General features: G+C 71.1%; 12 protein-coding genes. 4 read left to right on the top strand and 8 right to left on the bottom strand.

The features are described from left to right. Positions 1–4: 4 nt before the first annotated feature. From VK923_20450 to VK923_20435, 4 genes are all read right to left on the bottom strand, one after another. Positions 5–1,105: an alcohol dehydrogenase catalytic domain-containing protein gene (locus VK923_20450; GenBank protein ID HSJ47049.1), complete on the bottom strand. Its 1,101-nt coding sequence runs from the start codon at positions 1,103–1,105 to the stop codon at positions 5–7. Further along, positions 1,102–2,280, bottom strand: a complete 1,179-nt coding sequence (locus VK923_20445; protein ID HSJ47048.1) for a mandelate racemase/muconate lactonizing enzyme family protein — start codon at positions 2,278–2,280, stop codon at positions 1,102–1,104. Before VK923_20445 ends, VK923_20450 begins: the two co-directional genes overlap by 4 nt. Before the next feature lie 17 nt (positions 2,281–2,297). After that, the gene (locus VK923_20440; GenBank protein HSJ47047.1) at positions 2,298–3,794 is read right to left on the bottom strand and encodes an aldehyde dehydrogenase; all 1,497 of its coding nucleotides are present in this window, start codon (positions 3,792–3,794) and stop codon (positions 2,298–2,300) included. Positions 3,795–3,946: 152 nt separating this feature from the next. Continuing rightward, positions 3,947–5,476: a glycosyltransferase family 39 protein gene (locus VK923_20435; GenBank protein ID HSJ47046.1), complete on the bottom strand. Its 1,530-nt coding sequence runs from the start codon at positions 5,474–5,476 to the stop codon at positions 3,947–3,949. 235 nt (positions 5,477–5,711) lie between these two features. On the opposite strand from VK923_20435, the gene VK923_20430 reads away from it, so the two are divergent. Then, positions 5,712–7,169, top strand: a complete 1,458-nt coding sequence (locus tag VK923_20430) for a phospholipid carrier-dependent glycosyltransferase (GenBank protein ID HSJ47045.1) — start codon at positions 5,712–5,714, stop codon at positions 7,167–7,169. A gap of 95 nt (positions 7,170–7,264) precedes the next feature. Here the strand turns inward: VK923_20430 and VK923_20425 are convergent, their stop codons facing one another. Genes VK923_20425 through VK923_20410 form a run of 4 tightly spaced genes read right to left on the bottom strand, consistent with a single transcriptional unit; the run spans position 7,265 to position 11,113 of the window. After that, positions 7,265–8,293 (bottom strand): glycine betaine ABC transporter substrate-binding protein, encoded by a 1,029-nt coding sequence (locus VK923_20425; GenBank protein HSJ47044.1) that lies wholly within the window; start codon positions 8,291–8,293, stop codon positions 7,265–7,267. A 55-nt stretch (positions 8,294–8,348) separates the two neighbouring features. Beyond that, entirely contained in the window at positions 8,349–9,197 is an 849-nt protein-coding gene (locus VK923_20420) for an ABC transporter permease (GenBank protein ID HSJ47043.1), read from the bottom strand. A gap of 34 nt (positions 9,198–9,231) precedes the next feature. Further along, positions 9,232–10,407: a betaine/proline/choline family ABC transporter ATP-binding protein gene (locus VK923_20415; protein ID HSJ47042.1), complete on the bottom strand. Its 1,176-nt coding sequence runs from the start codon at positions 10,405–10,407 to the stop codon at positions 9,232–9,234. 52 nt (positions 10,408–10,459) lie between these two features. Further along, complete coding sequence (locus VK923_20410; protein ID HSJ47041.1) at positions 10,460–11,113, bottom strand: ABC transporter permease; 654 nt, start codon at positions 11,111–11,113, stop codon at positions 10,460–10,462. Positions 11,114–11,422: 309 nt separating this feature from the next. On the opposite strand from VK923_20410, the gene VK923_20405 reads away from it, so the two are divergent. Genes VK923_20405 through VK923_20395 form a run of 3 tightly spaced genes read left to right on the top strand, consistent with a single transcriptional unit; the run spans position 11,423 to position 14,710 of the window. After that, positions 11,423–12,814, top strand: coding sequence for an efflux RND transporter periplasmic adaptor subunit (locus VK923_20405; GenBank protein ID HSJ47040.1), 1,392 nt, complete (start codon positions 11,423–11,425; stop codon positions 12,812–12,814). After that, a complete protein-coding gene (locus VK923_20400; GenBank protein HSJ47039.1) occupies positions 12,807–13,529 on the top strand; it encodes an ABC transporter ATP-binding protein in 723 nt (240 codons plus the stop codon). The genes VK923_20405 and VK923_20400 overlap by 8 nt, the downstream gene beginning before the upstream one ends. Then, complete coding sequence (locus tag VK923_20395; protein HSJ47038.1) at positions 13,526–14,710, top strand: ABC transporter permease; 1,185 nt, start codon at positions 13,526–13,528, stop codon at positions 14,708–14,710. Before VK923_20400 ends, VK923_20395 begins: the two co-directional genes overlap by 4 nt. Positions 14,711–14,792: the final 82 nt, after the last annotated feature.

Below are 14,792 nucleotides of genomic sequence, written 5' to 3'. Positions count from 1 at the left end.
TGCGTCACGTCAGTGTGACGACCAGCCGGGCGGTGACCGTGCCACTGCGCACGCGTTCGACGGCTGTGGGCAGATCGTCGAGCGAGGTCTCCTCGATGAGGCCCGCCAGCGAGATGGCGCCGTTCAGCGCCGCGCGTGCGAGCTCCGGAAGGTCGCGCGCCGGCTCCACGCCACCGAGGTAGGTGCCGACGAGTCGCTTCTCGGAGATCAGCGGGTACGCGTCGAGCGTGATGGTCGATGTCACGGGCAGCAGACCGACGACGGTGGTCTGCCCGCCCGCCGCGGTGGCACGCCACGCCGCCTCGACGGTGGCCGGCCGTCCGAGGACCTCGAAGCAGTGGTCGACGCCGTGCGGCGCGATCTGCCGGATGAGCGCGTCGGCAGGTGCGTCGTCGACCGGCAACGTGTGGGTCGCACCCAGCGCCGCGGCGGTCCGGAGTGCGTCAGGGTTGCGGTCGACGGCGAGCACCGGTGCTGCGCCCGCCAGCGCGGCGGCCTGCACCACGTTGAGGCCGACGCCTCCGCACCCGATGACCGCCACGGAGTGCCCGGCGCGCACCCGCGCCGCCGAGCGGACGGCGCCGAACCCGGTCGCGACCGCGCACCCCAGCAGCGCCGCCTGCGACGACGGCAGCTCTGCCGTGATCGGGACCACACCGGTCCGGGGGACCACCGCGTGCTCGGCCCACGACGAGACACCCGTGAAGTGGTGCAGCGGCGCGCCGTCGAGCGACAGGGCCGTCGTGACGCCGTCCACGGTGCCGGTGGCCGCCAGTTCAGCCGCCCACGTGCACGCGCGGCGCCGGCCCGCCTCACATGGCGCGCAGCGGCCACACCAGGGCAGGATCGTGAGGACGACGTGGTCGCCGACCGCGAGGTCGTCGACCCCGGGGCCCAGTTCGGCGACGCGCCCCGCAGCCTCGTGGCCGGGCACGATCGGCATCGGCTTGGGCAGCGTGCCGTCGATGACGTGCACGTCGCTGGCGCACACGCCCGTCGCGGTGATGCGCACCAGCACCTCGCCAGGTCCCGGTGCGCGAAGGTCGACGTCGCGGACCTCGACCGGCCCGCCCACCGACGTGCACACGGCCGCGCGCACCCTCATGACGTGTGTCCATCGCCCTCGCTGCGTGCACCACGTGACGTGTGCTCGACGCCGCGGGCGGTCACCGCGATCCTGGTGACGCGGGTGCGTGAGACCGCGCCGTCGTCGAGCGCGACGCCGAGCCCGGGGGTGTCAGGTGCGACCAGCACGCCGTCGTCGACCTCGATCGGCGCCGCGAGCATGAAGTCACGCCGGGCTGTCGTCCACCCGGCGGGATCGTAGGGGAACTCCAGGTACGGGCCGCCGCCGACCCCGGCGCAGACGTGCAGGTTCGCCAGCAACCCGATCCCGTCGGTCCAGGTGTGGGGCGTGTACCAGCGACCCCGGTGCAGCGCCACGTCGGCGATCGTCCGCCCCCGCCACATGCCCGACAGCGCGACATCTGGCTGGTGGACGTCGTAGCGGTCCGCCAGCACGTCGGCCAGCGCCTGGTCGAACGTGCGTGTCAGCTCGCCGCCGGCGATGCGGACCCGGGCGGTGGCGCGCAGTGCTGCGAGCCCCGTGTGGTCGGCCGCCGGCAGCGGCTCCTCCATCCAGGTGACGTCGAGCTCGGCGAACGCGTCGGCGAAGCGTCGGGCGATCGCGAGATCGATCGCGGGCGTCGTGTCACCGGCCATGCGCCATGCCTGGTTGAGGTCGACCATCAGGGCCATCGCCGGTCCCACTGCGGTGCGGACGGCCTGCACGGCGGGGATGGCCACGTGCGGGCGGTGGGCGTCGACCCGCACCTTGCAGGCCCGGAACCCGCGGTCGCGCAGGTCACGTGCCGCCGCAGCAAGGTCGTCGGCGTCACGCCGGGCACCCAGCGACGCGTAGGCGTCGACGCGGTCGCCGACGCCACCGAACAACCGCCAGACGGGCTGCCGGTGGACCACGCCGATCAGGTCCCACAGGGCGAGCTCGATCGGCCACGGCCGGCCGGCGTGGAGGTCGATCGTCTCGAGGCGGCGCACCTGCTGCTCGATGCGCAGGGGGTCGGTGCCGATCAGCAGTTCGAGGTACGGCTCGACACCGTGCAACGCGTCTCCACCGCCGACGCCGACGTGGCCGTCATCGGTCTCGATGTGCACGACCGTCGCCGGCAGCCGCCCGCGTGGCATCGGATCCCAGCTCGCTGCGAACGGCGGATCCAGCGGCAGCTCCAGCCGGTCGACGACGATGCGCGCGATCTTCACCGGTGGTCGGTCCCGCCTCAGTCAAGCGCGATCCAGGTCGTCTTGAGCTGGGTGAGGTGGTCGAACGCGTGGAGCGACCGGTCCCGGCCGCCGAAGCCCGAGGCCTTGTATCCACCAAACGGCGTCGCGAGGTCGCTGATGTCGAAGGTGTTGACCCACACCGTCCCGGCACGAAGCTCGCGTGCCACCCGGTGCGCTCGCGACAGGTCGCTCGTCCAGACTGCGGCTGCGAGGCCGTAGTCGGTGTCGTTGCCCAGCGCGATGCCCCGGTCCGGCGCGCCGTCGAACCGGTGGACGGTCAGCACCGGCCCGAAGATCTCGTCACGGGCGATGCGCATGGCGTTGTCGACCCCGCTGAAGACCGTCGGCTCGACGTAGAAACCACCGTCGACGGGTTCCGCCGTGCCGCCGCCAAGTCGGACCTGCGCCTCCTCGCGGCCGAGGTCCAGGTAGCGGGTGACGCGCCGGTGCTGCTCGCTGCTGACGATCGCACCCATCCTGGTCTCGGGGTCCAGGGGATCGCCCGGCTGGAGCCCGGCGGCCGTCTCCGCGATGCCCTCCAACAGCTGGTCCTCGACAGCGGCCTCGACCACCAGGCGTGAGCCGGCGTGGCAGGTCTGCCCGGCGTTGTAGAAGATGCCCCAGGCGATCGCCTGCGCGGCGGCGTCCACGTCCGGGCAGTCCGCGAACACCACCTGCGGGCTCTTGCCACCGAGCTCGAGCGACACCTCCTTGAGGTTCGACTCGGCGGCGTACCGAAGGAAGCGTCGTCCCACCTCCGTTGAGCCGGTGAAGGCGACCGCGTCGACGCCAGGGTGACGCCCGAGCGGCTCGCCGGCCGAGGGGCCGTCGCCCGGGACGACGTTGAGCACGCCGTCGGGCAGCCCGGCCTCAGCGGCCAGGCGGCCCAGCAGCAGCGCGGACAGCGGTGACTGCTCGGCCGGTTTGAGCACCACCGTGTTGCCGGCCGCCAGCGCGGGTCCGATCTTCCACGCCGCCAGGATCAACGGGTAGTTCCACGGGACCACCGCACCGACCACGCCGACCGGCTCACGGCGGATCAGCGCCAGGGCGTCGGGGCCGGTGGGCGCGACCTCGTCGTAGATCTTGTCGACCGCCTCGGCGTACCAGCGGATGGTGTTGGCGCAGCCGGGCACGTCGACGCGCCGGGCGTCGGTGATCGGCTTGCCGACGTCGAGCGATTCCAACAGCGCCAGCTCATCGCGGTGCGCCTCGATCGCGTCGGCGAACGCCAGCAGCGCACGTCGGCGCGAGCGCGGCGACCGGTTGCGCCACCGCCCGTCGTCGAACGCACGCCGAGCGGCCGCCACGGCCGCGTCGACGTCAGTCGCGTCGCAGTTCGGCACCGCCGCAAGTGCGCTCCCGTCACGGGGGCTGGTGTCGGCGAACGTCGCGGTGCTGCGCGGCTCCCGATGGTCGCCGTCGATGAACGGCCGGACCTCGACGCCGAGGGTGTGCGCACGGTCGCGCCAGTCCGTGGCGGTGAGGGTCATCGTCTGTCTTCTCCCGATCTGCTGCTGGTGTGGACGGTCGCCCGGCGGCGGCGCTCATCATCGGCCGACCGGGCGCGTGCGTGACGAGCCCCGGCGATGGTGCCGTCGGACCGTCGGGCCGTCAACAGGCGGCTGTGCCGCAGACGCCGGGCTCAGGGCCTGTCCAGCGCCTGGTGTCGCTCGAGTCTCGCGGTGACGTCCTCGACGGAGCCCATGTCGAGCACGGTGACCATGTCCGAGGTGTCGACAGCACCGACGGCCACCTGCTCGAGCAGTGCCCGGACCGGGGGGTCGGGGTTCGCCACGTTCGGCCAGTTGCGGAGCAGCACGAACACCGGCTCGTCCGGCGCGACGCCCGCACGCGGCAGGGTGCGGGCCAGGGCGCCTCGTGATCTGGGGATACCGAACGAGGCGCAGCCGGTGTACCACTCCGCGGTCGGGTTGTTGTCCAGCACGACGCACGGACGCGCCGTGACCTCCGCGATGTCCCGGTAGGCGGCGCGGGCCGGCCCGAACGTGCGCAGCATCTCGTTCGCGCGGTCCACCGCCGTGTCGGCGGCCACACCCACACCGGCGACGGCGACCGCCGCGGCCAGCCCGGCGACCGCGCCCGGTGGGAGCCGCTCGGCGAGCTGGGTCAGCCCCACCGCGGCGAGGATCGCGAGGAACGGCAGGCATGGCGTGAGGTAGCGCACGTGATACTCGGCGATGCCGAACAGCATGAGGAGCAGGACGCTCAGCGCAATGAGCCCGGACGCGATGACCGGGCCACGCAGGGTAGGACGCCGGAGCGCCGCGGCCGCCGCCACGCCACCGCCGACGATGACCAGCGTTGCGAAGACCGGCCCGACGAGCGCCACCAGCGCACCGAGGAAGTCCGCTGCGCTCGCCAGGGCCGGAATGGCCTTCTCGTCCTGGCGTGCCGCGAAGATGAACACCGGTGGGCGGGTCGAACCACTCACCGGCGGGACGAACCACACGACACCCGCCGCGGCGGCCGTCAGCGCCAGCACGGTGAGGCTGCGCAGCTTCGACGACGCCGCGGTCCGCCACCGCAGCAGGAGGGCGGCAAGAACGGCGGGGACGAGCAGCAGCGGAGCGCCGTAGCGCACGAGGGTCGCGGCGCCGGCCAGTGGCGCCGCGAGCAGCGCCCACCACGAGAGGCGAGCACCCCGCGCGGCGCACAGCACCACCGCCATCGCCGACAGGGTCAGCACCGCGCCCGGGATGTCGGGCATGACCTGCCAGGAGCTGTCGTGCCATCCAGGTGCCATCGCCAGCAACCAGGCGGCCACCGCCGCGACAGACGGGCCGAGCAGGAGCCGCGCGATCAGCCACGTGAGTCCGACGCCGACGACCGCGTAGGTCAGGCACGCGGCCCGCAGCGCCACAGCGTCGCCGTTGAGCAGCACGTCCGCGCCGCCGGGCAGCATCCCGACCGGCGACAGCAGCACGGGCAGGCCCGGCGCCCGCACCTCGATCCAGTACTGCCCGCGGACGCCCGCTCCGACCAGGTCGCGGACCCGCAGGCTGTAGACGGCCTCGTCCCACAACAACGGTGCGTCCCTGCCAATGGCGACGACACCGATGACGGCGACGACCACCATCGCCGCGCCGACAGCGAGTACCTCCCAGCGGGCGACCGGACGCCATGCTGTCGTGGTGCTCCCTCGGTGGTTCACCCTCGTCTGCAGGGTCGTTGTCACTCGATCCTCCCGACCCCGTCACACCCACGTCACGCAGCGCTCGGAGCCTAGCAATGATGACGACCGCCGTCCGGCAGGGGCGCTCGCCCGCGCCGACGACTCGGGCGCCGGGGGGAGGTGCTACGTTGTCGGCCCGAGCCCGGCTGGCACCCGACCATCCGCAGCCAGGCACGTGCATCGGCGGATGACCGCGCCGCGGGGGATCTCCAGCATGGCGACCCGACTCAACCTTGGATACAGCGACGCTCACGCCCGCGCGGCGCTGCGCCCGGAGCCGGACCACCCAAGGCCACTCGTCCCACACTGGCTGTTCGCCGCGCTGTTCGTGGCGGGCGTGGTGCTGCGGGTCGTCACCGTCAGCGCCTACCAACCGGCCTTCTTCCTCAACGACTCCCTGTACTACCTCGCCAACACCGCCGAGCTGTCCTCCGCAGGCTACTGGCCGGTCGGCTACTCGGTCGTGCTGCGCGGGATCCTCGCCGTCGGAGACCTGGCGACGGTCGTGTGGGTGCAGCATGCCGTCGGTCTGCTCATCGCCGCGGGCATCTACGTGCTGCTTCTGCGCGCCGGCGCCCGTCCGTGGATCGCCGCGGTCGCCGCCGCGCCCCTGCTGCTCGACGGCTATCAGCTGGTCATCCAGCATTACGTGCTCGGCGAGACCTGGTTCGAGCTGCTGACCTTCGTCGCGTTCGCCTTCCTGACCGACCGGGTTGGCCGGCTCGGCACAGCGCGGACACGGCTCGTCACGGCCGGCCTCGCGGGGCTCGCGCTGGGGCTTGCGGTGTCGATCCGGCTGGTCGGCGTCCTGCTGATCGTTCCGTTGATCGGCTACCTGCTGATCGAGCACCGGCTGCTGCGCCAGCGGGCGGCCGCGGCGGTCCTGTGCGTAGCGATGGTTGCCCTGCCGGTTCTGGCCATGCTGCTGGCGTTCCGTGCCGAGACCGGCGAGCTCGGCCTGACCTCGATCGGGGGACGGATGCTGTACGCGCGGATCGCGCCGTGGGTCGACTGCTCCCGTGTGGACCCGCCCGCCTCACAGCGCTCGCTGTGCCCGGCGGAGCCGCTCGGCAGCCGCATGAAGATCGAGGCGTACATGTGGGACCGCTCGACGCCTGCCTGGATCTTCGATCCCGCCGACGCCCCGCCGGGGGCGACAACCGACGACGTGCTCCGTGACTTCGCGAAGCGCGCCATCCTCGCGCAACCCGGTGACTTCGTCCGCGCCGTCGCCTCCGACATGGTCAAGGCGTTCGCGCCCACCAGACGCCAGTACGAAGGCGACGTCCGCGTCGCCAGATGGCGGTTCCAGCTCGAGTATCCACGGTCGTTCCGCGACAGCACCTTCGATGCGACGTTCGACGGTGCCCCACCGGTGCTGCGCCTGGATCCGGGCCAGGCCCGGCTGTTGCGCGGCTACCAGCTCAGCATCGGCTCCACATCCGGCATGCTGCTGGCGATTGCGCTGGTGCTGGGTGCGGTCGGGGCCGCCTTCCGGACCCCGTTGCGCTGGGTTGCGCTGCCGTGGGTCGCGGGTGCGCTGATCGTGATGCTCGCACCCTCGGTCTACCAGTTCTCGTGGCGGTACATGCTGCCGGGCCTGGTGCTCGCACCGGTTGCGGGCGCGTACGGCGCCACGGCCCTATGGCCGCGCGCGCCGCACGGCGGCTGACCGCCGCCGGGCCGGGGTGGGCCGAGAACCTGCCGGGAGACGACGAACGACCCCGCCACGTGGCGGGGTCGTCGTGGTCGGGTGACGCAGCCCGGTCAGCCGCTCTCGCAGCCGCCCAACAGGTCGTTGTCGTTCAGGAAGGACTCGGCGACCGCCTGCGGACGCTCACCGTCGGATGACACGCGCTTGTTCAGCTCGGTCATCTCCTCCTGGGTCAACGCCTCGGCGATCGGGTCGAAGCAGGCCTCCAGGGCCTCGCCGTACTGCTCGTAGATGTCGCGGGTGAAGACCGGCGACGCGTTGTACAGCGGGAAGAAGGCCTCGTCGTCCTCCAGCACGGTCAGGTCGAGGGCGTTGATGCGGCCGTCGGTGGTGAAGATCTCACCGAAGTTGCAGGGGTCGCCCTTGTCGATGGCAGAGTAGATGACGCCGGTGTCCAGACCGGTGACGCCATCCCCGGGGAACTCGTAGCCGTAGGTCTCCTCCATGCCGGGCAGTCCGTCCTCGCGGGACTCGAACTCGGTCTCGACGCACACCGACGCCTTCTCGGGCTCGTTCTCGATCAGCGGACCCAGGTCACTGAGGGTCTCAGGGTTGCCGAGGTCCTCCGCGGCCTCACTGCGGAACGCCAGGCCGTAGGTGTTGTTGAACGGCGCGGGCGCCAGCCAGACCAGGTCGTTCTCCTCGAGGTCCCGGTCGCGCACCGCCGTGTACTGCTCCTCGCGATCGGGGATCGGGTCGGTCTCGCCAAGGTGGTTGATCCAGCCGGTCCCGGTGTACTCCCAGTAGTGCTGGATCTGGCCGCTCAGCAGGGCCTGCCGGTTCGCGTCGGTGCCACCCAGGTTGATCTGGTCGTCGACGCTTGCGCCGGCCGCCTCGAGGGCGGTGACGGAGATGTAGCCGAGGACCTGCTGCTCGTCGAAGTCCTTCGAGCCGACGGTGATCTGCGCGCCGTCGAGTGCCTCCGTGCCGGCCGTCAGCTCACCGCCCTCGCTGCCACCCTCCGACGATCCACCGCCGCCCTCGTCCCCGCCGCTTTCGAGCTGGTCACCCCCACCGCAGGCTGCGGCGAACAGGGCCAGCGCTGCGAACAGGGCCAGCAGAGTGGTCTTCGAGCCTCGCACGTGGATTCCTTTCAGGTTCGAGGGACCACGTCCGGCACCGCGCGGTGCCGGACGCTCACAGACCCTTCGGCGTCAGCCACTCCTCGATCAGACCACCGATGTAGTCGACCAGCAGCGCCAGCACCGCGGCCAGCACCGCACCGGTCACCAGGATCGGCGTCCGCTTCAGGTTGAAGCCTGTGAAGATGATGAAGCCCAGTCCGCCGCCGCCGAACAGGAACGCCAGGGTCGCGGTGCCGACGTTCAGGATCAGCGCGGTCCGCACACCCGCGAGCATCACGGGGATGGCGAGCGGCAGCTCGATCAGTCGCAGGACCTGGTGTTGCGACATCCCCATGCCGCTGCCGGCCTCCAGCACGTCGCGGTCGACGCCGTCGAGGCCGACCATGGTGTTGCGCAGGATCGGCAGGAACGAAACCGCCACGAGCGCGAACGTCACCGGGATCACGCCGGTGCTCGGCAGGGCGGGGACTGCGCTGAACGCGACGAAGACGATCGCCAGCAGCCCCAGTGACGGGATCGCCTGGCCGGCGTTGCCGAGCCCAATGATGGCCGGTGCCAGCCGCCGGGTGCGGGGCCGCGTCGCGATGATGCCCAGTGGCACAGCGAGCGAGACCACGATGATCGTCGACAGGACCGTCAGCCAGATGTGGCGCCGCGTCTGCGACAGGACGTTGTCCAGCGTGATGTTGCGGGCTTCGATCGAGTCGAACGCCTGACCGTTGAGGTACAGCAGCAGGAGGACCAGTATGACGATGACGAGCGTTGGGACGCCGCCGTAGTGCAGCACCTTCTGCCGGGGCGTCATCGCATGCGGATCGACGCGGACCTCCGTGCGCGCGGACCGCGTGTCCTGCTCCGACTGCTGGACGATCGCGTCGTCGGTCCGGGGAGGAGCACTCATGACGTGTGCCTACCGCTGTCGCTGCTCGAGGCGCTCATGCGATCGCCTCCTCCGGTGGGTACTTCGCCGCCCGGTAGTACTCATCGGTCCTGTCACGCATGCCCTGGATGGCCTGCATGATCGTGTCGATGTCGACCAGGCCCTGGTACTGTCCGCGGCCGTCCACGACGACCGCGCAGCCGGCGTTGCTGACGATCATCTCGTTGAGTGCGTCGGCGAGGGTCGCCTGCGGCTCGACCTGCGCCTCATGGGGCAGGCCGCTGTTGCGTAGGTCGCCCCCACGACGGAAGTCGGTCGCCCGCAACCAGCGTTCCGGCCGGCCGCTGTCGTCGAGCACCAGCAGTGCCGTCCACTCCGAGTCGTGCAGCCGGTTGTACAGGGCGTCCCGTGACTCGCTGAAGGTCCCGGTGGGCACGTCGCTGTGGAAGTCGACGTTACGGACCCGCGACAGGTTCAGCCGCTTGAGCGAGGCGCCTGATCCGATGAAGTCCTCGACGAACTCGTCGGCGGGGGCGGTGAGGATCGTCTCGGGCGTGTCGAACTGGGCGATGACCGACTGCTGGCGCAGGATCGCGATGCGGTCGCCCATCTTGATGGCCTCGTCGATGTCGTGGGTGACGAAGACGATGGTCTTCTTGATCTCCTCCTGCAGACGAAGGAACTCGTTCTGCAACCGCTCACGCGTGATCGGGTCGATGGCCCCGAATGGCTCGTCCATGAGCATGATGTCGGGGTCGGCGCTCATCGCGCGAGCCACGCCGACGCGTTGGCGCTGCCCGCCCGACAGCTCCTTGGGGTAGCGGTTCTTGAAGCTCTCGGGCTCGAGGCCCACGGTGTCGAGCAGCTCGTCCACGCGGGCGTCGATCTTCTTGCTGTCCCAGCCCAACAGCTTCGGGACCGTCCCGATGTTCTCCTTGATCGTACGGTGCGGGAACAGGCCGATCTGCTGGATCACATAGCCGATCCGGCGCCGCAGGTCATCGGGGTCGACACGCATGACGTTCTCGCCAGACAGGTAGATCTCGCCCGACGACGGTTCGATCAGTCGGTTGATCATCTTCATCGTCGTGGTCTTGCCGCAACCCGACGGACCGACGAACACCACGATCTCGCCCTCCGGGATGTCCATGCTGACCGACCTGACGGCCGGTTCGGACATCCCCGGGTAGACCTTGCTCAGCTCCTTGAGCTGGATCTTGTACTCAGACACGTCGCCTCGCTCCGTTGTCGATGGCCTGGAGAGCCGCTGCAGAAGGCCCAGGTCACTGGAGGCCCTTCGATGTCGTCAGTCGGCCGATGACCAGAAAGAGGCCATCGAGGAGCAGTGCGATGACAAGGATCGCCAACGTCCCGCCGAGGAGCGCCTCGAACGCCCCGACGCTGCCCAGGCGGCGGATGCCGCTGTAGATCTCGTCGCCCAGCCCGCTGCCGCCGATCAGCACGGCGACGGCGGCGATGCCGACCGTCAGCTGGCTGGCGACCCGGATGCCGGTGAGGATCACCGGCCAGGCGACGGGCAGCTCCATCTGGAGCAGGCGCTGGGTGTTGCTCATCCCCATGCCGCGTCCCGACTCGACCACCGCCGGATCGACCGATACAAGGCCCGCCAGCGTGTTGCGCGCGATCGGCAGCAGCGCATAGCACGTCAGCGCGATGATCGGCGCCGTGTCGCCGATGCCCACGAGCGGGAGGAGCAGAGCGAAGAACGCCAGCGACGGAATCGTGAGCAGCAGTGACAGCGTGTTCATGATCGGGTGGCGCAACAGACTCGAGCGGTGCGCGACGATCCCCAGGCTCACACCGATGATGGTTGCGAGGATGACAGAGATGCCGACCAGCTTGATGTGCTCGATCCCCTGTTCGGTCAGTGCCTCGACGGTTCCGGGCGCCGTCAGGTACTCGATGAAGCTCCTCATCGGTCTCCTCGTCTCGCGCGTCGCGGAGGGTCAGTCGACCCCGGGGCAGAGCTTTGCCGCGGCCCCTTGTTGCGGGTGACGCAACAAATGGCGGACGGCGGGCCACACTACTGCGACGGTAGCAGATGTCCGCACGACGATGGAAGTGCCAGTTCTGCGGATCGCGCCTGGGCACCGCAAACGTTCGCGTCCGGCAGGCCCGGCGCGGTGGCGCCGGGTCGTGCGGTCGTCCGTGGAACAGGCGCCGCGAAGACGCGCCCCGACCTACAGTGGCGAGCCGGCCTGTGTCGTCGAAAGGACCGTTGCGAGGTGCGCTGCGGAGGGTCGTCACGGAGCCTGCGCGCGCTGTGTGCCGCCACGCTCGCGACCGTGCTGGTGGCCGGCTGCTCCGGCGACGACACGCCACTCGTGGAGGTCGTGCAGGTGACCGACGGTGAGGTGACCCAGACCATCTCGGCCCCGGCGGTCGTCGAGGCCGCCAACCGCCAGCCGGTCACCGCGACCGCGCCCGGCGTCGTCGCCGACATCCGCCGGCGCGACGGTCGGCGCGTCGAGGCGGGCGATCTCGTCGTGCGGCTGGTCAATGACGAGGTCGAACTCGCGCTGGAACAGGCGCAGGCGGCCGAGTCGGCCGTCAACGCGTCCCGCATCGGCGTGCAGGTCGATCCGCCGGGCGACACGGCGGTCGCGGCCGCACGGCAGTCGGTCGTCGGGCTCGACGCCGATGTGCGTCCGGACCTGCGCGCGGCGCGGAGGAAGGCGAACGCGATCGCTGACGAGCAGCAGCGGCGCGCTGCACGGCAGACGGTTGACCTGCTCGAGGCCGCGTACCACGACGTGCGCGACGCGCTGCTCGCCGCAGGCCGCGCTGCCGCCGCCCAGCAGAATGCCGTGGCCGCCTCGTTCAGCAGCGTGCTCGACCAGGCGCTCGCCCAGGCGACCGCCGGCCAGGCGGCGTCCGCGGCGAACGCCGCGGAGGCCGCCGCGGCACAGGCCGAGGCCCTCGATCTGCTGGCGCCCATCGATGGCGTCGTGCAGCTCGGCCGGGCCGCCACGGGCGCCACCGCGACGCTGCCCGGCGGCCTCGCCGACGTCGGTGCGGCCGACGCGCTGGCCGGCGGCCTGGGCACCGCGACCGCCGAGCAGGGCGGGGAGCTGCAGATCGGCAGCCAGATCACCCCCGGCCAGACGGTGTTCACGGTGTTCGACGTGTCCGAGCTGTACGTCCGCGCCGACGTCGACGAGATCGATGCGCCGCAGCTGGCCGTCGGGCAGACCGCCGAGGTGCTGCTCGATGCCTTTCCCGACAGCACCTTCACCGGCGAGGTGACGTCGGTCGCGCTCGAGGCGCAGACAGGCGCGACTGGAGGTGTGTCGTACCCGGTGCGCGTGCAGCTGCTCGACCTGCCGAGCCGGCGACGCCGCCGGCCGCGGCTGGGCATGACCGCCAGCGCGGAGATCGTCACCGATACGGTCACGTCCGCGCAGGCGGTGCCTGCCCGTGCCATCGTGCGCCGTGAGGGCGGCCAGGCGGTGTTCGTCGTCCGCGACGGTCGGGCCGTGCTGATCCGCGTCGAGGTCGACGCGCTGGGCGAGCAGCGGGCGGCCGTGGACGCTCCCGACCTGCGGAGCGACGACCAGGTGATCGTCTCGGGCTACGAGGACCTCAGTGACGGTGACGCCGTCCGCACCGATGGCTGACACCACCGCCGTGGCCCCGGTCATCGCGGTCGACGACGTCACGCGCTCGTACCAGCTGGGGAGCACGCAGGAGGGCGTCCGGGCGTTGCGAGGCGTGTCGTTCACGGTCGCGCGGGGGGAGTTCGTCGCGATCGTCGGTCCCAGCGGCTCGGGCAAGTCGACGTTGCTCAACCTGCTCGGTGCCCTCGACCGCCCGACGACCGGCGCCGTGCGCGTGGACGGTCGGGACGTCGCGACCATGTCCGACACCCAGCTGGCTCGGCTGCGCAACGCCGAGATCGGTTTCGTGTTCCAGCAGTTCCATCTGCTGGCCCGGACCTCTGCGCTCGACAACGTCGCGCTGCCACTGGTCTACGCGGGCGTCGGGCGGGCCGCGCGGGCGGCCCGTGCCCGCGAGGCGCTGGAGGCGGTCGGCCTCGGTCACCGCCTCGACCATCATCCGTCAGAGCTGTCTGGCGGCGAGCAGCAACGGGTCGCCATCGCGCGTGCGCTGGTCACCGATCCGCGCATCCTGCTTGCCGACGAGCCCACCGGCAACCTCGACACGGCGACCGGGGACGGTGTCATGGACCTGCTCGAGCAGCTGAACGCCGACCGCGGGACCGCGCTGATCGTCATCACACATGACCCGGAGATCGCGGCCCGCGCGCCACGCCAGATCCGGCTGCGGGACGGGATGATCGTCGACGGCAGCAGCGACGGGGTGCCGAGATGAGCTTCACGGAGTCGATCAGGATCGCGCTGACCGCCATCCGGGCGAACCGGCTGCGGTCGGGGTTGACCGTGCTCGGCGTTGTGATCGGTGTGCTGTCGGTGGTCCTGCTCGTGGCGGTCGGCTCGGGCGCCCGGTCCGTGGTCACGGCCGGTGTGGAGGACCTCGGCTCGAACCTGCTGCTCATCGCGCCTGGCAGCTTCGAGTTCGGCCAGGCGCCGACGCGCAGCCAGTTCACGCTCGACGACATCGACTCGTTGTCGCGCGAGCTGCGCGGCCGGGCCCGCGTGACCGGCAGCATCGCCAGCGGTGAGCGCGTGCGCAGCGACACCGGCGCCGCCTTCACGAGCGTGATCGGCGTGACGGCCGACTTCGACGACGTGGTCAACCGCCCGATCGCGCGCGGCGAGTTCCTCAACGAGTCGGACCTGGCGACGGCGCGTCGTGTCGCCGTGCTCGGTGCCAGCGCCGCCGACGGACTGTTCGGCGGCATCGACCCGATCGCGCGCCAGATCACCGTCGGCGGCCTGCGGTTCCGCGTGATCGGCACGGTCGAGCCACTCGGAACGGCGCTCGGCGTCGATCGCGACAGCCAGGTCTACGTGCCGTTGACCGCGGCGCAGCGTCTGTTCGGGATCCGCACCATCGACACCTTGTTCGTGCGGACCGACGACCGTGGAGACCTCGACGACGTGTCAGCGGTCATCGAGCAGGTGCTCGGCGAGCGCTTCGAGACCGACGAGTTCAGCATCGTGTCGCAGGACGAGATCCTGGGCGTCGCCGGACGGATCCTCGACACGTTGACGCTCGTCCTGGCCGCCATCGCCGGCATCAGCCTCCTCGTCGGCGGCATCGGCGTCAGCAACATCATGCTGGTCTCGGTCAGTGAGCGGACACGTGAGATCGGCCTGCGTAAGGCGCTCGGGGCACGCACCCGGGAGATCACCCGGCAGTTCCTGGTCGAGGCGATTGTGCTGTGCGGCATCGGTGGGGTGCTCGGCGCTCTCGGCGGGATCGGGCTGTCGTACGCGGCCGAGCGGTTCACGCCGGTGCCCGCCGAGGTCACCTGGTGGAGCGTGACGCTGGCGTTCGGCGTCAGCGTGGCCGTCGGCGTGATCTTCGGCGTGTTCCCCGCCCGCCGGGCCGGCCGCATGGACCCGGTGGCCGCGCTGCGCCGCGAGTGACGGCGTGTCGGCGTGGCAGCGGGTGGCGGTGTGTCGGGGTCGGCTGCCACAGCCGAGGGTTGACGGGGTTGCGACACTGGGG

The organism is Euzebyales bacterium (assembly GCA_035461305.1).
In the GTDB taxonomy this organism is placed as follows: Bacteria; Actinomycetota; Nitriliruptoria; order Euzebyales; family JAHELV01; genus JAHELV01.
Note: the sequence above shows the minus strand (reverse complement) of the source record. Positions and strands in the feature narration are given on the sequence as shown.